Source organism: Achromobacter sp. ESBL13 (assembly GCF_036668755.1).
Lineage (GTDB): Bacteria > Pseudomonadota > Gammaproteobacteria > Burkholderiales > Burkholderiaceae_B > Achromobacter.
Genome location: NZ_JAZEVT010000004.1, coordinates 274,320 through 296,251, shown reverse-complemented (window position 1 = coordinate 296,251; position 21,932 = coordinate 274,320). Strand labels below are relative to the sequence as shown.

The following is a 21,932-nucleotide window of genomic DNA, read 5'->3' as shown; positions in this document are numbered from 1 at the left end:
ACCTGTGGCGATGCCCGCCGGGATGCCTGCCGGGATGCCTGCCGGGACGCTTGCCAAGTGCCAGCCGCCGCAGGCTTGCCGGCGCTGCCCAGCCCTGCCCGCTTTACGCCCCGCGCGGCAGCGCCAGCATCGTGCCCGGCTGGCCGCCGTGCGCGTCGCCGCGCAGCTTGAACAGGCCCACCGTGTCGGCCAGCGCGCGCGCCTGGTCGCTCAACATGGCCGAGGCGGCGGCGGACTCTTCCACCAGCGCCGCGTTCTGCTGCGTCGCCTGGTCCATGTCCGCCACGCTGCGGTCGATCTGGCTGATGCCGACGGCTTGCTCGGTCATCGCGCCGTGAATCTCGTTGACCAGGCGCTGCACGCGGGCAATGCCATCCACGATTTCGCTCATGGTCGAGCCCGCCGCCTGCACGCGTTCCGTGCCGCTCTTGACGTTTTCAACCGACGCCTGGATCAGCGTGCGGATTTCCTGGGCCGACGCGGCGCTGCGTTGCGCCAGCGTGCGCACTTCGCCCGCCACCACCGCAAAGCCCCGGCCCTGCTCGCCCGCGCGTGCCGCTTCCACGGCCGCGTTCAACGCCAGGATGTTCGTCTGGAACGCAATGCTGTCGATCACGCTGATAATTTCGGTGATGCGTTGCGACGACTGCGAAATCGCGCTCATCGTCGTCACCGCGTCCGTCACCACCTTGCCGCCGCGCTCGGCGGCCACGCTGGCTTCCGTGGCCAGGCGCTTGGCGTGTTCGGCGGCCTCTTCGGTCTGGCGCACGCTGGAGGTCATCTGCGTCAACGCCGACGACGTTTCCTGCAACGAGCCGGCCGACGTTTCCGTGCGCTGCGACAGGTCGCGGTTACCCATGTCGATTTCGCGCGTGGCGGCCGACATCGAATGCACGCCCGTGCGCACGTCCAGCATCACATGGCTGATTTTGTCCACAAACGCGTTGAACGACGCCGAGATCTGGGCCACCTCGTCGTGCCCGACCACGTCCAGCCGATGCGTCATGTCGCCGTCGCCCGAGCCGATGGTGTCCATGGCGTCGCGCACGGCCGACAGGCGCTTGAAGGCGCGCGACGTCACCACACTGGCAATGCCCACGGCCACCAGGGTCAGCACCACCAGCGAAATCAGCGTGGCGTTCAGCACCTGCGTCAGGCCCGCCGTGGCTTCGGCGCTGTCCAGCGCAATCACCAGCGACCAGTCGGTGCCGGGAATGCGGCGCGCCTTCAGCAGCTTTTTCTGGCCGTCCAGGCTGACCATGATGGGATCGGCGCCGTCTTGCGCCATGGCGGTGAGCGCCGCCGGGGTCAGTTCCGGGGCCACGTCGGTGGACGGCTTCAACGCCAGCTTGTCGTTCACGTGCGAGATGACCTGGCCATCGGTCGCCACCACGAATGCCAGGCTGGACGGCGTGGGACGGATCGCGCGGATGATGCTTTGGATGCCGTCCAGCGGCACCGCGCCGCTCAGCACGCCCACCGTCTGCCCGCCGCGCACCATCGGCGCGGTGAACGCCACGTACAGCTTGCCGGTGCCCGAGTCGCCGTACGGCTTGGTCACGGTCAGCTTGCCCGCCGCCACCGCGCTCTTGTACCAGGGCCGCGCGGTGGGGTCGTAGTCGGCGGCGGTTTGCGTCGTCGAGAAAAACGTCTTGTCGGACCAGCCTATCGTCGAAATGGGAAAGCCGTTGGTCTCGCCCATCAGCTTGGTCAGACCGCGCGGGTCGCCCTTTTCCACAACGGCGGCGGTGGCGGAAACCGCCTGCGCCTTGTCCGCCGACCAGCGCTCGATGGCGCTGGCATTGCCGGCCGCAATCGCATCCAGGTTGCCCGAGATGGTTGCCATCATGTTGCTGCGCACGATCTGGTAGGTAGTGATGCCCGACAAAACCAGGGCGCCTACGACGGTAAAGCAGGTGATCAATAGAATACGGTTGCGCAACGAGGTGATTTTCATTCTTGCCTTCTTACTGCCACAGCCCATGCCGGACGGCACGGGTACGCGGCCCCCCCCACGAAACAGGGGGCCACGTTTGGGCTTACGGCATGCACGGCGGGGACTTTAGCCGGGCGCCGTGCAATCGGTCTAAAATCCGCCGGTGCAGCCCACCCTCGGCCTAACCCCTTCCGCCACCCTGAGCTACAGCGCCCGCATCAAGCAGGTGCAGATCGACGCCTTGCGTCGTAGCTTTCCCTTCGCGCTGGCGGGCTCGCTGATCACGGCCTGCTTCGCGGCCTACGCCTTGCACAACGTATTACCGCTGCATGAAGTGCTGTGGTGGATAGTTGCCACATTAGTGGTCGGCGTGTTGCGCCTGGCCGCCGTCATCGCCTACGACCACCATCGCACTGAGCCCGACGCCGCCCAGCGCTGGCTGCGTCGCATGCTGGTGGGCAACCTGGCTTCCGGCCTGCTGTGGGGCCTGCCCTTTGCCTACTGGACGCTGTTCGTGCCGCTGGAATACCAGCTGTTCTTCATCGTCATTCTGTTCGGGCTGGGCACCGGCGCCATTTACTCGAACTACATGCTGTTGCCGGTGATGTACGCGTTCGAGGTGCCCGCCTTCGCGCCCATGTTCATCGCCTTGGCCGCGCAGCCCTCGGCCATCCACCTGGCGCTGGTCACGGGCGGCCTGGCTTACCTGGTCGCCACGCTGGCTTTCATTCACCGCATGAACCGCACGCATCTGGACGCCCTGCGGTTGGGGTATGAAAACCTGGCGCTGCTGGAACAGGTGCGCCAGGAAAAGATTGCCGCCGAACGCAGCGACCTGGAAAAATCTCGCTTCCTGGCCGCCGCCAGCCACGACCTGCGCCAACCCGTGCACGCGGTCAACCTGTTCCTGGGTCTGCTGACGAACGAACCGCTGTCACGCCACGGTCACTATCTGGTGGATAACATCGGCAGCGCCATGGCCGCCATGGGGCAATTGTTCGATGCCCTGCTGAACCTGTCGCGGCTGGATGCCGGCGTGATCGAGCCGCGCTGGCAAGGCTTTGCGCTGAACCCCCTGCTGGACCAGTTGCGCGCCGAGTACGCGCCGCAAGCCCGGGAAAAAGGTATGTCGCTACGCGTGCGCGCGTGTTCGGCCTGCATCTGGTCCGACCCGGTGCTGCTGGAACGCATCCTGCGCAACCTGGTCAGCAACGCCATCACCCACACCACCGGCGGGCGCGTGTTGATCGGCTGCCGCCGCGTGGCGGGCCAGCTGCGCATTGAAGTGTGGGACAACGGCGAGGGAATTCCGGCGGCCGAGCAAGAGCGCGTGTTCTGGGAATTCCACCAGTTGGGCAACCCCGAACGTGATCGCAGCAAGGGCCTGGGGCTGGGCCTGGCCATCGTGCGCCGCACCGCCAAGCTGCTGGGGCATCCGCTGGCGCTGCATTCGCAGGCGGGTCGCGGCACCGCGTTCATGTTGACGACTCCCATCGCGGACCCGGCCCAGGCGGGCTTGTCCCACGTCATCGCCGCGCCGTCCGATGCGCGCGCGACGGCCAGCGAATCCGTCTTGCACGAACAGTTGGTGCTGCTGGTGGACGACGACGCGCAAAACCTGGCTGGCCTGACGATGCTGTTTGAAAGCTGGGGCTGCCGCGTCATTGGCGCCACCAGCGGTAATGCCTTGTTTGAACGGGTGCTGCCGCTGGCCGAACGCCCATCGCTTATCGTCAGCGACTATCGCTTGCGCGACCACGAGACGGGCATCCACGTCATCGAGCGGCTGCGCGAGGAATACAACGACCCGGACTTGCCCGCCCTGCTGGTCAGCGGCGACACGGACCCCGCCCGCCTGGCCGAAGCCGCCGACCGTGGCATCCCTTTGCTGCACAAGCCCGTTGCGGTGCAGGCGCTGCGCGAGCGCGTGGCCGCGCTGCTGCAAACGGCGCACGCCAACGCTTCCCCCGGAGACACCGAATGACGGCCGTACTGCTGGTCGACGACCACGCGATGTTTCGTGAAGCCCTGGCGCTGGCCCTGGCCAACGCACTGCCCACGTTGACGCTGCATCCGGCCGCCAATGGCCGCGACGCGCTGGACGTACTGGCCCGCCACGACGACATTACGAATGTAATAATGGACTACTACTTACCGGATATCGCTGGTGCACAACTGCTACGGCGCATGCGCCAGGTGCGTTCGCAATTGCGCGTACTGGTGCTGTCCGCGTCTGAAGATCCCGAAGACCGGCGCCGCGCCATGGAAGCCGGCGCGCAGGCCTTCATGAACAAGTCGGCCAGTTGCCAGGAACTGGTGGCCGCGCTGGATGCCATCAACGACGCGTCCCGGCCCACGTGCCGCTCAACCGCCGGCGGCGACGCCGCCACCACGCAGGACGAAGCGGCGCTGCTGCGCACGCTGACGCCGCGTCAGCAGGAAGTGTTGCGGCTGATGTGCGACGGCTTGCGCAACAAGGAAATCTCCGAGCGTTTGAGCATGACGGAAAAAACCGTGAAGACGCACGTGTCGGCCATCCTGGCCGCGCTCGGCGTGCTTAATCGCACACAGGCGACGCTAGTGGCTCGGCGCGGCGGCGTGTTCGGCCGCCCGGCGTAGGGCCGCGCCGCCCGCTGTCGGCGGCAATCTTTCCATCCACCAGCGATATCTCGCGACCGGCGGCGGCGATGGTGTCCGGCCGATGCGCAACGATCACACGCGTCATGGCCAGCCGCGCAATCGCCGTGTTGACCACGCGCTCACGGTCGATGTCCAGGTGGCTGGTGGCCTCGTCCAGGAACAGCACGGACGGCTGCTTGTACAGCGCCCGCGCCAGCAACACGCGCTGCTTCTGGCCGCCCGACAGCACCGTGCCCATGTCGCCCACCAGCGTGTTGTAGCCCATGGGCATGGCGACGATATCGTCGTGAACGGCGGCGATGCGGGCGCAGCGTTGCGCGCGATCGGCATCGAAACGCGGATCGAAAAAGCTGATGTTCTCGCCGATGGACCCGGCAAACAGCACGTCGTCCTGCAACACGGTGCCGGCCATCTTGCGCAGTGATGCCGCGCCCGGACCGCGCACCGGAGAGCCATCCACCAACACTTCGCCATCGGTCGGCGTCAGAATGCCCAGCAGGATGTTGACCAGCGTGGTCTTGCCGCCGCCGGACGGGCCGGTGATGGCAACGGATTCGCCCGACTCGATGCGCAGGCTGACACCGTCCAGCACATAGGGTTCATGCGGGCTGTAGCGAAACCGCAGGTTGCGCACCTCGATCACGGGCGGGCGCACGTCCGTGCCGGCGTCCGGCGTGTCGCGCGGCGTTTCGTCGATGGCCTCGGGCGCTTCGCGCACGATATCGGCCAGCCGCTCGCCTTGCAGCCGCAGCATCTTCACGTCCACCAGCTTGTCCAGCAGCGCCGCCACGCGCTTGTCGAACAGCGTCTTGTAGACGATGAACGCCAGCAAGGCGCCCACGGTGAACTGGCCGTTCAGCACCAGCCGCGCGCCCGCCCACAGAATGGCGATGGACGACAGCCCGAACAGCAAGCCATTGAACGTGCGAAAAAACAGCGTCCATTTCTGCACGCGCAGGTCGGCGTTGATGTCATTGACCAGCAAGGCCAGCCAGCGTGATCGGCGGTCGTCCTGATGCTGGAACAGCTTGATGGCCTTGACGCCTCGCACCGTTTCCAGAAAGTGCGACTGCTCTTTCGCGGCGTGCACGATGTGTTCTTCGGTGGCGTAGCGCAGCGACGCGTAGCCGGCCCAGCGCGCAAGCCCGTACAGCGCCATTGCCCCCACCGCAATCCACGCCAGCGGCGGGCTGTACAGAAACATCAGCACCAACGTAATCACCATGACCATGCCGTCCAGCAAGGCTTCCAGGAACGACGTGGTGACGGTGCGCTGGATGGCGTCGATGGCGCCAAAGCGCGACACGATGTCACCCAGGTGACGCCGTTCAAAGTAGCCGACCGGCAAGCGCAGCAGATGCGTGAAGACGTTGGTGCGCCATTGCAGGTTTAGCGTCGTGCCCATGTACAGCAGCATCCAGCTGCGCGCCACCGAGGTCAGTTGCAGCATCACCATCAACAGCCCGAAGGCCAGCGCAAGCGTGGTCAACAGGTCGCGGTCGCCGGTGTTCAGCACGTGGTCCACCACCCATTGCAGAAAGAACGGCTGCACCACCGTCAGCACTTCCAGCGCCAGCGCCAGCAGCAGCACTTGCGAAAACGCCGCGCCCAGGCCCGAGATGCGTCCGGTCAGCTCGCGCAGCCGCACGGGCCGCGCCTCTTGCGCGGTCACGAAATCCGGCGTGGGCCAAAGTTCCAGGGCCACGCCGGTGTACGACGCCGACAGCTCGCTGATGGCGACCTTGCGGGTGCCGCGCGCCGGATCGATCAGCGTGGCCCAGCGCCCGTTGATGGCGGTCAGCACCACAAAGTGGTTGAACTCCCAATGCAGGATGCACGGCAGCGACAGTTTGCCCAGCGCGCCCAGCCCCGCCTTGACCGGGCGCGAGGCCAGGCCCAGCTGGCTGGCCACATGGATCAGCGTGGCCAACGTGGAACCCGACAGCGACACCGGAAAGCGGCCCCGCAGGCTGGCCAGGCTTTGGTGATGCCCATGAAAGCCGGCGATCATGCCCACGCAGGCCAGCCCGCATTCGGCCGCCTCGGTCTGCAAGATGCGCGGCACGCGGCGTTTGACGCCCAGCGTCAGGCGTTCAAGCATCGTCATAGTTTTCCCGCCAGCTGGTGGGCGGGGTCGATGGCCCATTGATAAAGCCGCCGCGTCTGCTGCAACAGGTCGGCGTCCAGGCGCATGCCGGGGCGCAGTGCCAGCGGCTTCCCATCGGGACCGCGCGCCGGGGTTTCCAGCGACACGGTGATGCGATACATCGGTTCGCCCGGGCCACCGACGTTGGCGTTGTTGCTGCCCGCGGTGTTGCCGTCGCCGCTTGCCCCATCGTGCAACTGCCATTGCGGCAAGGCGCTATGCGTCACGTTCTGCACCACGCCCGCTTGTTGGCCGTAAGTCTGGTAGGGGTAGGCGGCAAAGCGCATCAGCACCGGGTCGCCCGGCGCCACAAAGCCCACCGCGCGGCTGGGCGCATACAGTTCGGCGACCAGCGTCGCGCCGTCCGGCACGATGGTGGCCAGCGGCCGCGCCGTGTCCACCGCCTGGCCCACGTCGGCCGTCACCGCCGTCAGCATGCCGGCTTGCGGGGCGGTGATCACGGTCTGGCGCCGCGCTTCGCTTTGCGTCAACTCCACTTCCACGCCCGCCAGGTCGCGGTCCAGCTGCGCCAGCTGATTCTGCTGGCGCAAGCCCAGGTCGGCCAACGCGGCCTGCCGTGTGGACAGGTCCAGCCCCAGGCCGATGCGATCGCGCAGCAGCGCCTGCAACTGGTTGCGCTGCTCTAGCAGTTCGGCCCGCTTCGCGTCGGATTCCTCGGGCGACAGATAGCCCTTGTCCATCAGGTTGCGATAGCGCTGGGCGCTGTCTTCGGCCAGTTTGATGCGGGCGCGCTGGCCATCGATCTGGCTGTCGATGGCGGCCAGTTGCGCGCGCAGGCCCGCCACACCCGCCATCAGCAGATCGCGTTCGCCCTGTTGCAGCAACAACGTTTTCTGACGCGCGACGCGCAGGCTTTCCTGCCGCTGACGGATCTGCCCGCTGATGACTTGCTGCGTGTCGCCCATGGCGCTTTGCCGGTCGCCGGACACCACGTACAGCACATCACCCGCGTCCACATGCTGGCCTTCCCGCCCCCGCCTTTCAAGCACCACACCGGCCTCGCGCACGTACAGCTTCAGCAGGCCCGTATCCGGGGCCAGCTGGCCGCTGACCGTGGCGCGCTTGGTGTAGGTGCCAAAGGCCAAGAACAGGCAGACCAGCAGCACAAAGCCGCCCAGCGCCGCCGTAACCAGCGCGAACGACACCGGCCGGATCAGGACGATATCGCCCAGCGGCGCGGTGCGTTGCGCGGCCAGGGCTTGTTTGCGATAGAGCGACACGGCAGGTCGGGCCAGAAGAGAATGCGGAAATGCGCGGCGATGGTATCGCCGCGCACCTCGGCATCAGTGGCTGAACAGGGTCTTGCGGGACGTCGAGAGCACCGAACCCTGACCGGGGACGCTACGCTGCGGCACGGCGACGCCTAACGAGCGGCTTTGACCGTAGCCGCCACTGACCTGCTGGATTTCTTGCGCCGTCAACGCCTGGACCTGGGCGTCTTGCGCCTGGCTGGCCGTATCCGGATGATGGCTTGTCTTCATGCGATTCTCCTGCTGCTTGCCGACGAAGAAAACCGCGTCGGCCTCGGCTGAGCAGCAGCAACCGCACGGCATTCGCCGCGTGACGATGCAATCGGAAAGCGCCGTGGCCGGCAATGCCGATCTGCTCCGGGCGGACAGTAGCAGCGGGGCAAGGCCGGCGCATCGGTCTTTAGTCGTAGAGAATGGCGTTCCTGCGCCCTGCGCGCCTGTGCGGCACCGGGCCAGCGCGCAAGATATTGCCGCCGCCGGCCTTCGCCCCTTACGGCGCGACGGGCGCGACCGGCGCGACCGGCGCGACCGGCGCGCTTGCCACCACCGGCGCGGCGTCGTCCTGCACAACAGCGACGACTGGCGCGCGTTCGGCCAACTGCTCCAGCAATTCCACCGACGGCACGAAGAACAGCCCGCCCGTCACGGCCCGGCTGTAATCGAGCAAGCGGTCGTAGTTGCCCGCCGGACGGCCCACGAACATGTTTTCAAGCATCTGCTCGATGGGCGCGGGCGAACGCGCGTAGCCGATGAAATACGTCCCGAACTCGCCCATGCCGGCGCGCCCGAACGGCATGTTGTCGCGCAGGATCTTGATCTCTTGGCCGTTTTCTTCCAGCGTGGTCAGCGCGCTGTGCGAGGACGCCGGCTTGATGTCATCGTCCAGTTCTACGTTGGACAGCTTGTGGCGCCCGATGACGCCTTCCTGGCTTTCCACCGTCAGCGCGTTCCAGGCCGCCATGTCGTGCAGGTACTTTTGCACCAGCACGTAGCTGCCGCCCGCAAATTCGGCGTCTTCATCGCCGATGACGGTGAAGTTGACGGCTTCGCGGCCTTCGGGGTTTTCGGTGCCGTCCACAAAACCGATGATGGCGCGGCGGTCGAAATAGCGGAAGCCGTGCACCTCGTCGACCACCGTCACGGCGTCGCCCAGGTCTTGCATCAACAACGTTGCCACTTCAAAGCACAGGTCCATGGCGTCGGCGCGGATGTGCAGCAAGATGTCGCCGGGCGTGGCCACCGCCACGCGCGCGCCTTCGCCGAACACCCGGAAGGGATGCAGGTTGGCCGGACGCGGCCGGCCGAACAGCGCGTCCCACGCGTCGGAGCCGAACGCGCACACACAGGACAGGTTTTCCTGCGGCGACCGCGTGTTGACGGTGCGCACGCGCGCGGCCACGTCTTCGCACCACGACCGCACGGTTTGGGCGGCGTCGGCGCCGGGGTTGATCGTGGCCACGATAAAAATCGCGTGCCGCGTCGTCGGGCTGTGCACGGCTTGGGGTTCAGGCGGAAGGTCGGGCGAAGTGGCGGGCATGGCGAGGCTCAAGGGAATGAGGAAACATCCAGGGAATTCTGGCGGAAATTGTATCCGTGCCCCAGTGCGTTTTCTTGAACAAAATAACGCTGCCCCGGCGCCCTGCCGCCGCGCTGCCCCGCCGTCGCGCCTTAGAAGCGATACATGACGCCCACCGACCCGAACATATTCGTCTTGCGCTCGGTCAGCGGGCTGTCGCGCGCATCGCCCAGCAAGGTGCTTACGCCCAGGGTGGACACGGTGCTCCAGCTGGGGTCGATGCGATAGGTCCAGGTGGTGTACAGCGCCGCCGACTTGAAGCCCGAGGACGGCGAATACGTCGACAAGCCTTCGCGGCTGCGCGCCGCTTGCGAGGACGTCACGCCGAACCAGGTCTGCATGGCGTCATGGTTGGCCCATTCGGTCCGGACGCCAACCTGCACCAGGTTCCGCTCGGTCATCAGGGCGGCATACGAGGCGCGCAGTTCCAGCGTGCCGCCATAACCGCGGCGCGCCGCCTGCTTGTAGCCCGCGCCCAGCGAATACCGGCCCGGCCGCCATTCCACATAGGCGCCGTAGGCGCCATGGAACTTGATGTCGTCCAGCCCCTTGGTACGGTCGGCGTCGTCCGCCTTGCGGCCCAGGCCCAGCCCCACGAAGACGCCCGCGTCCAGGTCGGTGGCCAGCGACGTCTTCAGCCCCATCGCCGGCAGGCCCACGCGCGGCGTGATGAAAAAGTTGCCGGAGTGGTAGTTGATCAGCGGCACGGGCAAGGCACGGTATTCGCTGGACCCTTCATAGACCGGAATGGCTCCGACCCCCAAACCGATGCCGTTGGCACCCTGCGCCTGGGCCACGCCGGCCCCGCCAAGCACCGCGCCCGCCATCAGGCCGCTTGCTACTATACCCATCCGCATCAGGGCTTCCTTTTCATTCGTGTCGTTGGCCGTGGGCGTGCGCCCACGGGATCGGGCCGAATTGTCTGCTGCAACTTTTAAAATTTCTTTAAGACCGGCTCGCCGCCTGGCGCGGGGGCCGTCGCGTGGAGTGTGTTTGCGTATCCTGCTTGTTGAAGACGACCCCATGCTGGGCGACGCCCTGCACACGGGCCTGGCCGATGACGGCGCCACCGTCCATTGGGTGCGCAACCTGCCCGACGCGCAGCTGTCGCTGGTGGATCACGGCTATCACGCCGTGCTGCTGGACCTGGGCCTGCCCGACGGCAGCGGGCTGGCGCTGCTGAAGACGCTGCGCGGCCGTTTCGACACGACTCCCGTGCTGATCATCACGGCGCGCGACCGCCTCAGCGAACGCATCCAGGGCCTGGACGCGGGCGCCGACGATTACCTGGTCAAGCCGTTCCAGCTGGACGAGCTGCTGGCGCGTTTGCGCGCGGTGCTTCGCCGCAGCAGCAACAGCGTGGTGTCGGCGCTGCGATGCCGCGACGTGGTGCTGGAACCGGCCGGCCGCGTGGTCAGGCAAGACGGCCGCGAAGTCAGCTTGAGCGCGCATGAATACCAGACGCTGCTGGCGCTGATGCAGCGCATGGGCCACACGGTCAGCCGGGACCAGTTGGAAACGGCGGTGTACGGCAGCAGCGGCACCATCGAAAGCAACACGGTGGCGGTGTACATCCACCAACTGCGGCGCAAGCTGGGCGACGGGCTGATCGAAACCCAGCACGGCCTGGGCTATCGCATCGTGGCGGACACCGCGCCATGATGACGCTGCGCCGGCGGGTGGCCATCACCCTGCTGCTTGCCATGTTGGCCACGTGGCTGATCGTGTTTGCGCTGATCTACGTACAACAGACGCGCGCTGAAACCGGCATGTTCGACCAGGGCCTGCGCTACGGCGCGCAAAAGGCGCTGGTGTCGATTCCCACCAGCCTGCTGGAAGCGCAGCCGTCGCGCGAAGACCGTTTTGAATTGTCCGCGCCCGCCCGGATGGACGGCGAGACCGCCAACTTCCAGGCCTGGTCGCTGGCCGACAAGCGGCTGGTCCTGCAATCGCCCTGGGCGCCCGCGGAGCCCTTGGTGCCGGACTACAAAGAGGGTTATCGCAACATCATCCTGCAAGGCGAGCCGTGGCGCGCATACGCGGTGTCGGACGCCGACGGCCGCGTGCAGGTGCAGTTCGCCAAGTCCGTCAAAGAACTGCGGCAGAAAACCGCCCAGCGCATGTGGAACAGCCTGTGGTTTCTAAGCGTGCTGTTCCTGATGCTGATGGCGCTGACGTGGCTGGTGATCCGGCGCGCGTTTCGTCCCGTGGACGGCGCGCGCGACGCCATCCTGCATCGCACCGGCGTGGACCTGACGCCGGTGCCCACGGCGGGCATGCCGGGAGAATTGCGCCCCTTTGTCGGCGCCATCAACGACCTGCTGCAACGCCTGTCGGCCTCTTTGGATCGCGAGCGGCGTTTCGTGGCCGACGCGGCGCACGAACTGCGCACGCCGCTGGCGGCGTTAAGCGCGTATGCGGAGCTGGCGCTGCGCAGCGATACCGACGCGGCGCGCGCGCAAGCCGTCGGGCAATTGCGCCAGGTCGCCATGCGCACAGCGCGGCTGGCCGAGCAATTGCTGGAACAGGCACGTACGCAGGCGCAGGACGAAAGCGCGATTGAGCCCGTGCCGCTGGACCGGCTGACGGAAATGATCGCGCGCGACAGCGAAATGCAGGCCACATCGCGGCGGCAGCGCATTGCGCTGGACACCGAAGCCGTGTCCGTGCCGGGCAATGTGGACGCCCTGGGCGTGCTGGTGCGCAACCTGCTGGACAATGCGCTGCGCTATACACCGGCCGGCGGCCGCATCCAGATTCGTTGCGGGCCGCGGGTGGCGGGCGGCGCTTGCCTTAGCGTGTCGGACGACGGGCCGGGCATCGCGCCGGGCGAACGCGAACGCGTGTTCGACCGCTTCTACCGCCTGCCCGGCAGCACCGAACACGGCAGCGGCATCGGCTTGTCGTTGGTCGCGCAGATTGCCAAGGCGCACGACGCGCGGATCGAATGGGGGCCGGGGCTGGGGCCGGCTGGACGCGGCGTGAGCTTGACGATCACATTTGCCCGGCGGGTGTAGCGCTGTAGGCGTAGCGCTATAGGCGTAGCGTTGCGGGTGCTGTCGTTGGCGCTACTTGACATACCGTTGCAGCGTCGCCGCCAGCGAAGCCGGCAGCATTGCGCCGTGCCCCAGGCCCGGAAACACCTGCAAGTCCGCACGCACATGCGTGATCCGGGATAGCGCGCGCACGACGCTTTCAGGGCTGTCGGGAAGGGCGTCCTGACCCTTGGCCTCGGCGCCCGCCATCACCGTTATGTCAATGCCGGCCGGCAACACCGGCGAGGGCGACGCCAGCGCTTGCAGAATGAAATTGTTGTTCCACCAGATCGACGGGCTGGCCGCCACATAGCGCTGAAACGCCCGCGGACGCGTCAGCGCCGCGTGCAGCACGAACAGCCCACCATACGAATGGCCGTACAGATTGCGGTTGCCCGGGTCCACGGGATAACGCGCCTGCACCAGCGGCACGATGTGTTGCAGCAGCAAATCCAGGAATTGATCGGCGCCACCGCCACGCTTGGCCCAGCCCACCGCATGCGGATTGTTCGGCGCGCCGCGTGGCGCATCCGCACCGGGCGATGGCGGCGTGTAGTCGTACGAGCGCTCGGCCAAATTGGCCTTCGGGTCGAACGGCTTGGCGTCGGCGTGGTCGCGTGGCTCATGGTCCACCCCCACCACCACCGCTTGCAACGACTGCCCCGCCGGCAACGCGTCGTCCGTGCGTGTCAGGCTGTCGAACACCGCGTTGCCGTCCAGCATGATCACCAGTGGATAGCCGGTGGAAGGGACCGGGCCAAGCGGCGGCGTCCAGACCGACACGCGATAAGCGCGCTTGCCGTCCGGCGCGGTGACAACGTGGTGCTGGATGTCGGCGGCCGGCAAGCCGATGGCAAGCTCGGCGGGCCGCGGCGATGCAGGGATAGCGTTCTTGCCCATGGCGGCACAGTCTTCTTCAAAACAGGACGGTTTCATTCAGCCATAAACGACGGCGCGCGGCAAGTTCGCAAGGCGGCTTGAACCCACTGTTTTCAAGCCGCCTTCGGGTATAGTCTGGAACTCTTCGCGCCCCCCGGAACCCCCCCTTTTTCACCATGACCAGCGCCCGCGATCTTGTCTATGCAGAACTGCGCCGACGCCTGATGTCCGGCGTGTTCCTGCCCGGCGAACGGCTGCGCGAAGAACACATCGCGGCCGAACTTTCCGTCAGCCGCACGCCAGTGCGCGGCGCCATCGAACGGCTGGTCGCCGATGGCCTGGTCAAGCGCGAAGGCCGGCGCGGGGCCGAGGTGCTGGGCTGGGTGGATCGCGACATCAACGAAGCGTTCGAGCTGCGCCTGCTGCTGGAACCCTATGCCGCGCGCAGCGCCGCCGAACGCGCCACGCCCGAACAGATCGACCACCTGGAACAGATCAACCAGCGCATGCTGGATGCCATTTTGTCCGACGACGCCGACAAGGTCGCGCGGGTGCAGCATTGCAATAACCTTTTTCACCACGCGCTGCTGAACGCGGCGCAATCGGCGCGCGTGCGCACGATGGTGGAAAACCTGCTGGACATGCCGATCATCATCGGCTCGTTCTATTTCTATACGCACGACGACATGCTGCGCAGCGTGGAGCACCACCGCCAGATCATCGCCGCCTTGCGCGCGCGCGATGCAGCCTGCGCCGACATCGCCATGCGTTTTCACCTGACCAGCACGCACCTGTTGTTTCGCAGCCAGCGCAAGCCGCCGGCCGATGCAACGGCCGCGTGATGGGATTTACCGATATTTATGAATTCGCCTCAGATCCTGGTTGCCCTTTTCGTGCTGCTGCTGGCAGTCGCCATTCCTCTTGCGACCATCGTGGTGCAGCTGTTTCGTCTGGTGCAATGGATGTCGCGCGGCGCTGACCCCGCGCGCGGCGACCGCCCGCATTTCACGGGGCCGGTGCTGGCGCTGCTGTTCAGCACGCTGGCCGCCAGCGACTTCACGAACTACGAGCCGCTGCGCACCATCGCGCAGATGAACCCCGTGCCGCTGGCCGCGCGCGCGTACTTCACGGTGACCATGCTGGTGCTGGCGGTGCTGTCCTGGGCGTACGCGGGCGGGCTGAAGGACCGGCTGCTGCGCAGCCTGGGTATCAGCCCGCGCTAAGGCGGCTGCCCGCTACGGCTTCCAGCCCTGCGCCTTCATGCGCGCGTCGATCCACGATGTGTCCAGCGTGCCGGCGGCGATCTGGGCCAGCATCTTTTCTTCAACCGCGTGCTTGGCCGAGGCGGCCTCGTACAGCGCGGGCACTTGATCGTAGGGCAGCGCCAGCAGGCCGTCTTCATCGCCCAGGATCAAATCGCCCGGCTCGATCGTCATGCCGTCCAGCGAGATCACCACGTTGATTTCACCCGGCCCGTCCTTGTACGGCCCGCGATGCGTGACGCCCGCCGCGTACACCGGAAAGGAACCGCGCCGGATGGTGCCGCAGTCGCGGATGGCGCCGTTGATCACAATGCCCGCCAGGCCGCGCGTCTGCGCATAGGTGGTCATGATTTCGCCGATGATGGCGTTGGTCAGGTCGCCACCCGCGTCCACCACCACCACGTCGCCCGGCTGCGCCAACTCCAGGGCCTTGTGCACCAGCAGGTTGTCGCCGGGGCGCGTGCGCACCGTCACGGCCGGGCCGGCCAGCAACGTGCCGTCATGCATGGGGCGCAGGCGCGCGCCGCCCGCCGTCATGCGCCACATGCAATCGCTGATGTTGGCCACGGGGATGTGGCGGAATTTCTCGACGAAATCGCTGCTGACCGCGCGTTGGCGCGGGCGGATGTCAAAGCCGATCATGGGGTGCTCCTGTTGGGTTCGATCTTGGGGTTTATTGCTTCGGGATGCCGGCTTCCTGCACGACCTTGCCGAACACGTCGTGGTCGGCGCGATGGCGCTTGGCCAGGTCGGCGGGCGTGCCCGTCATGACGCTGTAGCCGGAGTCTTCCAATTTCTTCACCAGTTCGGGCTTGGCCTGCGATGCGTTCAGCGCCTTGTTCAGCGTGGCAACCACGTCGTCCGGCGTCTTGCCCGGCGCCATCAAGCCCCACCAGATGGTCTGGTTGATGGTCTTGAAACCGCTTTCGGCAAAGGTCGGCACGTCCGGCAAGGCGGGCGAACGCGCGTCCGCCACCACCGCCAGCGCGCGCACCTTGCCGCCTCGGATCTGCGGCAGCAACGAAGCCACCGAGCCGGTGTAGAGGTCGATGCGGCCGCTGGCCAGATCCGGAAACGCCTGCGACCAGCCGCGATACGGCACGTGCATCAGTTCCATGCCCGCCGCCTTGCGCCACAGGTGGCCGATCAAATCGCCGCTGCCGCCAATGCCGGGAATGCCCAGCGACACCTGGCCGGGCCGCGCCTTGGCCGCCTTCACCACGTCGTCCAGCGTTTTGTAGGGCGACTCGGGCACCACCACGAACACGCTGGGCGACGAGGCCACCAGGCCCACGGGCTTGAAATCCTTGAACGTGTCGTAGCTGAGCTTGTTGTACAGCCACGGGTTGAGCACGATGTTGTCCGTCTGCGCCATCACCAATGTATGGCCGTCAGGCTTGGCGCGCGCCGTGGCGTCCAGCGCCAGGTTGCCGCCGGCGCCCGGCTTGTTTTCCACAACGATGTTCCAGCCGGTGTCCTGGGCAATGGCCGACCCGATCATGCGCGTCAGCGTGTCGGTGCCGCCGCCCGGCGGAAAGGGCGAAATCAGCGTGATGGGAGCGGTGCCCATGTCGGCGGCGCCGGCGGCGGCCGACGAGATAAGCAGCGTGGCCGCCAGCAGAGTCTTCAGGGACGTCATTGTCTTCCTCTCTAAGTTTTGTTGATGCAAGCGGCCCTCTGCGGGGCCGCCTTGTCAGAAATCAGGATTGCCGGGCCAGCGGCGTCAGCCATGCCAGCCGCGCGTCCACCGAATCGGGCACGTTGAACGAGCCCGCCTCGCGCGCCGCCTCGATGCCCTTGGCGGTGCGCGCGAACAGGCGTTCCACGCCGTCCAGCACCAGCGGCTGCAAGCCCGCATCCACCAGTTGTTCCCGGGCCTCGCGCACTTCCGCCAGCCGGCGCGGTGCGTGCAGCACGTGCGAACGCACAAACGAATCCACGAACGTGGTGAGCGGCGTGCGGTCCATGTCGGACAGCACTTCGTACAACGACGCACGCAGGCCCATGCTTTCGGCGGCGACCAGACATTCCACAGCCAGGCTTTCCATGCCCTTGGTCAGGATGCTGCGCAGCAGTTTCAAGCGCACGGCATCGCCGGCCTCACCGTCGATGGCTTGCGCCGGCGCGCCGCAACCGGCGGTAAAGGCCGCCACGTTTTCAGCGCCCGTGCCGGCGCACAGCAGCGGCGTGCGCGCGCCCAACAGCGCGATGGCGCCCATGATGGCCACGTCGGTGAACGGCACCCCGTGCTGCGCCGCCACCTGGGCCGCGGCGCGCATATCGCCCGCGCTGGCGGTCGTGAAATCGGCATACGCCGCGTCCGGGCGCAGGTGCGGCAAGGCTGCCGTGGCGACGGCCAGCGCGGCGTGGCCGAACACGGCCGAGGCCACGATGTCGGCCTCTTGCAGCCACGGGCCGGGGGTGGCATGCAATGGGGCGCCATGCGCCTGGGCGCGCTGCTGCATTTCTGCGTCCTGCCTCAGCTCGCAGATCCCCACGATCCGGTGTCCGCCCGCCCGCCACGCCTCGGCGTAGCAATGGCCCACTTCCCCACAACCCAACAATGCGATTTTCATTTGCGCCCAAACCGTAAAAAAATACACAAAAAATACATACGGGGTTATAGCGCAAGGAAAAACGGCAGATATACCCCGTATAAACCCGGGGATTAGTGAATGTTGGATACATTAAAAGTACAAAATACCAGCGGGAACGAACGCCATCAATTGCTGGTAGTCTTGCCGCAGCCGCGTGGGACATTTCCCGCGCCCGCCTACCCTCATTCAAGCGAGCCCCCATGACCCAACCCCTGTACGACGCCTCCGTCCCCGTCATCAAGCAGATGCTGTCCGCCCTGTCGGACGTGCTGAAGAAGGCCGAAGCACACGCCACGGCCAAGAACATTGATGCGGTCGCCTACCTGGGCGCGCGCCTGTACCCGGACATGTTCCCGCTGTCGCGCCAGGTGCAAATCGCCTGCGACTTCGCCAAGGGCATCGCCTCGCGCCTGGCCGGCGCCGACGTGCCGTCCTGGCCCGAAGGCGAAGCCACCTTTGCCGAGCTGCAAGCACTGATCAACAAGACGCTGGCGCACGTCGGCGCCTTCACGCCGGAGCAGTTCGAAAAAGCCGCCTCGCTGGAAATCGTGCTGCGTCCGGGCACGCCCAAGGAAAAGAAGCTGTCGGGCAGCGCCTACCTGCTGCACTACGGCCTGCCGCAGTTCTTCTTCCACGTCACCACGGCCTACGCCATCCTGCGCCACAACGGCATCGAAGTCGGCAAGCGCGACTACATGGGCGCGTACTGATACCGACGTACTGGTAAGGCGGCCCTCGCCCATCTGGCGAGGGCCGCTTTCGTTGACGCTTTCCCTCGGCTTGCTCTAATTTCGCCAGACGCCCACGCAGGGGCGGGGCGGGCCGACTGGAGAAAGCTTGATGATCGCGACGACCGTTCTGATTGTGGGCGCCGGCCCCGCCGGCCTGCTCACCGCCTCGGAGCTTTTCCGGCGCGGCGTCGATTGCCTGCTGATCGACGCGCACGAACGGCCGCTGGACTGGGACCGCGCCACCGTGGTCCACCCTCGCACCATCGAAATCCTGGACGCCCTGGGCATTGCCGCGCCCTTGCTGGATGCCGGTGTCAAGCAGCGCCGCGCGCGCATCCACGCCGCCGGCAACGTGCTGGGCGACATCGACCTGGCGCTGTGCGGCAGCCGCTACCCGTTCAATATCGGCATTTCGGAAGAAGTCACCGAAGCCATCCTGACCGACCACTTGCAAGCCCTGGGCGGCAGCGTCACGCGGGCCACCAAGCTGGTCGGGTTGCAAGAGCGCCCCGACGGCGTGCTGGCCACCATTGAGCAAGGCGGTGTCCGGTCCAAAGTGTTTACCCAATGGGTCGTCGGCTGCGACGGCCACCACAGCACCGTGCGCGCGCTGATGGGTATCGGCCAGGACGGGCACGACATCCACCAGCCCTGGGCGGTATTCGACGCCGCCATCACCGGATGGCCCGATTCGTTCGAGGCCAACTACGCCTACCTGGACCCCACGCCCGTGATCCTGACCGCGCTGCCCCAGCGTCGGTGGCGCGTCTATCTGCGGCCCAGTTCGCCGCAGTCGGACCTGGTCAACGACGCCCTGGAGACCTTGCAGCGCTATCTGCCCGAGGCCCGCTTTGAAGGCGTGTCGCACCCGACTCGGTTTGATTGCCACACCAAGGTCGCGCAGCGCTTTCGCCTGGGCCGCACGCTGTTGGCCGGCGACGCCGCGCACACATGCAGCCCCGCGCAGGGCCACGGCATGAACAGCGGCATGCAAGACGCCTACAACCTGGGCTGGAAGCTGGCGCTGGTTTGCCAGGGACATTGCTCGGACGCTTTGCTGGACAGCTATCACGCCGAACGCCGGCCGGTGGCGGACCAGGTCATGGCGTCGGGCGACGCCGCCGAAAACGCGCAGATGGTCATGGATCCGGAGGCCCGCCGCCAGCGCGACGCCGCTATCCGCGCCGCGTTCTCGGACCCCGCCACGCGCCATCACGAGGCCGTGGCCGAGGCCGAGCTGGACATCGATTACGCGGGCTCGCCCATCGTGATGGGCGATGCGCAACGCAGCGTGTCGCCCGGGCAACGCCTGCCCGACCACCTGCCCATCGAATTCGCGTCAGGCGGCTCGGGCAAGCTGCACGACTACACCAAGCGGCTGGGCCACACGGCGCTGTTGATCGGGGGCAGCGCCACGCCGCAAGACGAGCTGGCGCAGGTCCACCGCGACACCGTGGCGCTGTCGGACGGCCCCATCATCGAGGTGGTTGTCGCGCTGACGGCCAACGCCGAGGTATCCAACGTGGACGCGTACCTGTCGCCCGACACCGCCCGCCAGCTGGGCGTGAACAAGATCGTGCTGCTGGTGGTGCGGGCGGACGGCCACGTCGGGCTCCGCGCGGACGAGCGCCACGCCCAAGCCTTATCGGCGTATGTGGAGCAGCTGCGTTCTCAGGGTTTTTCCTAGGACGAGCCCTGTCGATATGGGCGCGCCCGGTTCGTCGTATCAGTACGACCCACTCTACGCAAGGCGAATCCACCATGACTACCGGCACCGTGAATTTCCACCGCGTCCTGCGCGCCCCGCCCGACCGCATCTACCGCGCCTTCCTGGAGGCCGACGCCGTCGCCAAATGGCTGCCCCCCTACGGCTTTACCTGCCAGGTCCAGCAACTGGACGCGAAGGTGGGCGGCACGTACAGGATGTCGTTCCGAAACTTCGGCACCAACCAGATCCACGCCTTTGGCGGTGAATACCTGGAACTGGTCCCTGGCGAAAAGCTGCGCTATTCCGACCGCTTCGACGACCCCAACATGCCCGGCGAAATGATGACGACCATCCAGCTGCGCAAGGTGTCGTGCGGCACGGAAATCACCATCGAGCAAAGCGGCATCCCCGCCGCCATCCCCACCGAAATGTGCTACCTGGGCTGGCAGGAATCCCTGCTGCAACTGGCCCGGCTGGTCGAGCCTGAAGTGGCGGAATAGGCCGGCTGGGACGTCACGCGCCAGGATCAGCCCCTACCCCCGACGCCCCGCCTCGACCTGGATCTTCAGTTCCACTTCGGGCTTGAAGCCCATGTCCAGGCCGAAATCCAGCCCGAAATCCTTGCGGTTGAATTCGGTGGAGGCGTCCGCGCCGCAGACCTCGCGCTTTTCCATGGGGTGCTGGATGCACTTGAAGTCGTCGATGTCCAGCGTGATGCGGCGGGTGACGCCGCGCAGCGTCAGGTCGCCAGTGGCTTCTTCGGGGCGGTCGCCGTCGAACTTGGTGAACTTGCCCTTGAAGGTGGCCGTGGGGTAGCGCGCGGCGTCGAAGATGTCGGGCGCCAGCGCGTGCTTGTTCATCTCGTCGTGGCCGAAGTCCACCGAGTGGATGTCGACGGTGACCTCGACGGTGCCGGTGCGGGCCTGGCGGTCCAGCACCACCACGCCTTGGGACTTGTTGAATTTGCCGCGCCAGGTGGACAGGCCGCCGAAGTGGTCGGCCTCGAAGCTGGGATAGGTGTGCGAGGGGTCGATGTCGTAGGTGACCGGCTCGGCCACGGCCTGGGCGGACAACGCCAGCGCGCCTGCGCCCAGCATCAGGGTCGGGATCAGCTTCATCGAAGTCAGCTTCATCAAGGCTCCTTATGGTGAATGGGCCGTGCGCGGGCGGACCCGGGCACGGCGGACAAACCAGACAGACCTATTCCGCGTAGCCGGGGTTCCGTCGATCCAGCCGGCGCAACAGACCCGGCCAGGCCAACGAGGCCTTGTAGGCGCGGTCGGCGGGCGATTCAACCGCGGCGCGGGCCAGCACCTCGGGCGGGATGAAGATCAATTCGCCGCCCCCGGCCTGCGCGCGCACCTGCGCCATGCAGGCGGCTTCCAGGCGGTGCATGGCCTGGAACGCTTCGGCCATCGTCTGGCCCACCGTCAACAGGCCGTGATTACGCAGGATCAGGTAATTGTTGCTGCCCAGGTCGCGCACCAGGCGCGGCTGTTCTTCGGGGTTCAGCGCCAGCCCTTCGTAGTCGTGATAGCTCAGCGAGCGCAGGGCGATGAAGGCGAATTGCGACAGAGGCAGCAGGCCGTCTTTTTGCGCCGACACCGCCACGCCGTTGATGGAATGCGTGTGCAGCACGCACATCGCGTCCTTGCGGGCCGCGTGGATGCAGCTGTGGATGGTGAAGCCGGCCGGGTTGATGTCGTATTCCGAATCCATCACCTTGTTGCCGTGCAGGTCGATTTTGACCAGGCTGGACGCCGTGATCTCGTCGAACATCATGCCGTAGGGATTGATCAGGAAATGCTCGGTGCCCGGCACCTTGGCGGTGATGTGCGTAAAGATCAGATCGTCCCAGCCAAATAGCGCCACCAGCCGATACAAGGCCGCAAGGTCTGTGCGGACCTGCCATTCCGTTGCGCTGACTTGTTCGCGCACGCCGGCGCCCTGTTTGCTTACCGTGTCCATCCCGTCTCCAGTGTTATTGATTCGTCTTGGGGTCCATGCCGAAGGCGCTTGCGGCAATGATGCCGCCGGCCCGTGAAACACTGTATTGGTTTTAAACCGATCCGGCACGGCCGTGGGCGCTGCCGTCCGTCAGATGAAAAACAATTTTTGTCCCACCGCCCGCGACGTGGCCCCGGCCCCGGT

General features: G+C 66.5%; 21 protein-coding genes. 9 read left to right on the top strand and 12 right to left on the bottom strand.

Features of this window, described 5'->3' with window-relative positions:
* Positions 1-103 precede the first annotated feature (103 nt).
* The gene (locus tag V6F88_RS18110) at positions 104-1,957 is read right to left on the bottom strand and encodes a methyl-accepting chemotaxis protein (RefSeq protein WP_332611195.1); all 1,854 of its coding nucleotides are present in this window, start codon (positions 1,955-1,957) and stop codon (positions 104-106) included.
* A gap of 142 nt (positions 1,958-2,099) precedes the next feature.
* Here V6F88_RS18110 and V6F88_RS18105 point away from each other — a divergent pair, with 142 nt between their 5' ends.
* Positions 2,100-3,920, top strand: coding sequence for an ATP-binding response regulator (locus tag V6F88_RS18105; RefSeq protein ID WP_332611193.1), 1,821 nt, complete (start codon positions 2,100-2,102; stop codon positions 3,918-3,920).
* Entirely contained in the window at positions 3,917-4,555 is a 639-nt protein-coding gene (locus V6F88_RS18100; protein ID WP_332611191.1) for a response regulator transcription factor, read from the top strand. The genes V6F88_RS18105 and V6F88_RS18100 overlap by 4 nt, the downstream gene beginning before the upstream one ends.
* Here V6F88_RS18100 and V6F88_RS18095 read toward each other — a convergent pair.
* The 5 genes from V6F88_RS18095 to V6F88_RS18075 form a co-directional block, all read right to left on the bottom strand.
* Positions 4,494-6,683: a peptidase domain-containing ABC transporter gene (locus V6F88_RS18095; protein WP_332611190.1), complete on the bottom strand. Its 2,190-nt coding sequence runs from the start codon at positions 6,681-6,683 to the stop codon at positions 4,494-4,496. The two genes, V6F88_RS18100 and V6F88_RS18095, sit on opposite strands and share 62 nt — an antisense overlap.
* A complete protein-coding gene (locus tag V6F88_RS18090) occupies positions 6,680-7,963 on the bottom strand; it encodes an HlyD family secretion protein (protein ID WP_332611189.1) in 1,284 nt (427 codons plus the stop codon). Before V6F88_RS18090 ends, V6F88_RS18095 begins: the two co-directional genes overlap by 4 nt.
* A 63-nt stretch (positions 7,964-8,026) precedes the next feature.
* Positions 8,027-8,224: a hypothetical protein gene (locus V6F88_RS18085; RefSeq protein WP_332611188.1), complete on the bottom strand. Its 198-nt coding sequence runs from the start codon at positions 8,222-8,224 to the stop codon at positions 8,027-8,029.
* Between the two features lie 259 nt (positions 8,225-8,483).
* The gene (locus V6F88_RS18080; RefSeq protein ID WP_332611186.1) at positions 8,484-9,530 is read right to left on the bottom strand and encodes a Dyp-type peroxidase; all 1,047 of its coding nucleotides are present in this window, start codon (positions 9,528-9,530) and stop codon (positions 8,484-8,486) included.
* Positions 9,531-9,661: 131 nt separating this feature from the next.
* Positions 9,662-10,420 (bottom strand): MipA/OmpV family protein, encoded by a 759-nt coding sequence (locus V6F88_RS18075; RefSeq protein ID WP_442880335.1) that lies wholly within the window; start codon positions 10,418-10,420, stop codon positions 9,662-9,664.
* A gap of 142 nt (positions 10,421-10,562) precedes the next feature.
* Between V6F88_RS18075 and V6F88_RS18070 the strand changes: the two genes are divergently transcribed.
* Both V6F88_RS18070 and V6F88_RS18065 read left to right on the top strand, forming a co-directional pair.
* Positions 10,563-11,231 (top strand): response regulator transcription factor, encoded by a 669-nt coding sequence (locus V6F88_RS18070; RefSeq protein WP_332611183.1) that lies wholly within the window; start codon positions 10,563-10,565, stop codon positions 11,229-11,231.
* Positions 11,228-12,586 carry an ATP-binding protein gene (locus tag V6F88_RS18065; protein ID WP_332611182.1) on the top strand — a complete coding sequence of 453 codons (1,359 nt, stop codon included), beginning with the start codon at positions 11,228-11,230 and terminating at the stop codon, positions 12,584-12,586. Before V6F88_RS18070 ends, V6F88_RS18065 begins: the two co-directional genes overlap by 4 nt.
* A gap of 51 nt (positions 12,587-12,637) precedes the next feature.
* Here the strand turns inward: V6F88_RS18065 and V6F88_RS18060 are convergent, their stop codons facing one another.
* The gene (locus V6F88_RS18060) at positions 12,638-13,504 is read right to left on the bottom strand and encodes an alpha/beta hydrolase (protein WP_332611181.1); all 867 of its coding nucleotides are present in this window, start codon (positions 13,502-13,504) and stop codon (positions 12,638-12,640) included.
* Positions 13,505-13,659: 155 nt separating this feature from the next.
* Between V6F88_RS18060 and V6F88_RS18055 the strand changes: the two genes are divergently transcribed.
* Positions 13,660-14,325: a GntR family transcriptional regulator gene (locus V6F88_RS18055; protein ID WP_332611180.1), complete on the top strand. Its 666-nt coding sequence runs from the start codon at positions 13,660-13,662 to the stop codon at positions 14,323-14,325.
* Between the two features lie 18 nt (positions 14,326-14,343).
* Positions 14,344-14,706 carry a hypothetical protein gene (locus V6F88_RS18050; RefSeq protein WP_332611178.1) on the top strand — a complete coding sequence of 121 codons (363 nt, stop codon included), beginning with the start codon at positions 14,344-14,346 and terminating at the stop codon, positions 14,704-14,706.
* Positions 14,707-14,718: 12 nt separating this feature from the next.
* Here V6F88_RS18050 and V6F88_RS18045 read toward each other — a convergent pair whose 3' ends face one another.
* From V6F88_RS18045 to V6F88_RS18035, 3 genes are all read right to left on the bottom strand, one after another.
* Positions 14,719-15,387, bottom strand: a complete 669-nt coding sequence (locus tag V6F88_RS18045) for an RraA family protein (protein ID WP_332611176.1) — start codon at positions 15,385-15,387, stop codon at positions 14,719-14,721.
* Between the two features lie 31 nt (positions 15,388-15,418).
* Positions 15,419-16,384 (bottom strand): Bug family tripartite tricarboxylate transporter substrate binding protein, encoded by a 966-nt coding sequence (locus tag V6F88_RS18040; protein WP_332611175.1) that lies wholly within the window; start codon positions 16,382-16,384, stop codon positions 15,419-15,421.
* A 61-nt stretch (positions 16,385-16,445) separates the two neighbouring features.
* Complete coding sequence (locus V6F88_RS18035) at positions 16,446-17,321, bottom strand: NAD(P)-dependent oxidoreductase (protein ID WP_332611174.1); 876 nt, start codon at positions 17,319-17,321, stop codon at positions 16,446-16,448.
* 221 nt (positions 17,322-17,542) lie between these two features.
* Here V6F88_RS18035 and V6F88_RS18030 point away from each other — a divergent pair, with 221 nt between their 5' ends.
* From V6F88_RS18030 to V6F88_RS18020, 3 genes are all read left to right on the top strand, one after another.
* Positions 17,543-18,052: a DUF1993 domain-containing protein gene (locus tag V6F88_RS18030; RefSeq protein ID WP_332611173.1), complete on the top strand. Its 510-nt coding sequence runs from the start codon at positions 17,543-17,545 to the stop codon at positions 18,050-18,052.
* A gap of 130 nt (positions 18,053-18,182) precedes the next feature.
* A complete protein-coding gene (locus V6F88_RS18025) occupies positions 18,183-19,760 on the top strand; it encodes an FAD-dependent monooxygenase (protein ID WP_332611172.1) in 1,578 nt (525 codons plus the stop codon).
* A gap of 74 nt (positions 19,761-19,834) precedes the next feature.
* Entirely contained in the window at positions 19,835-20,281 is a 447-nt protein-coding gene (locus V6F88_RS18020; protein WP_332611171.1) for an SRPBCC family protein, read from the top strand.
* 33 nt (positions 20,282-20,314) lie between these two features.
* On the opposite strand, the gene V6F88_RS18015 is transcribed toward V6F88_RS18020, so the two are convergent.
* On the bottom strand, positions 20,315-20,899 hold the full coding sequence (locus V6F88_RS18015; protein WP_332611438.1) for a YceI family protein: 585 nt from the start codon (positions 20,897-20,899) through the stop codon (positions 20,315-20,317).
* An 82-nt stretch (positions 20,900-20,981) separates the two neighbouring features.
* Complete coding sequence (locus V6F88_RS18010; RefSeq protein WP_046807085.1) at positions 20,982-21,749, bottom strand: class II aldolase/adducin family protein; 768 nt, start codon at positions 21,747-21,749, stop codon at positions 20,982-20,984.
* Positions 21,750-21,932: the final 183 nt, after the last annotated feature.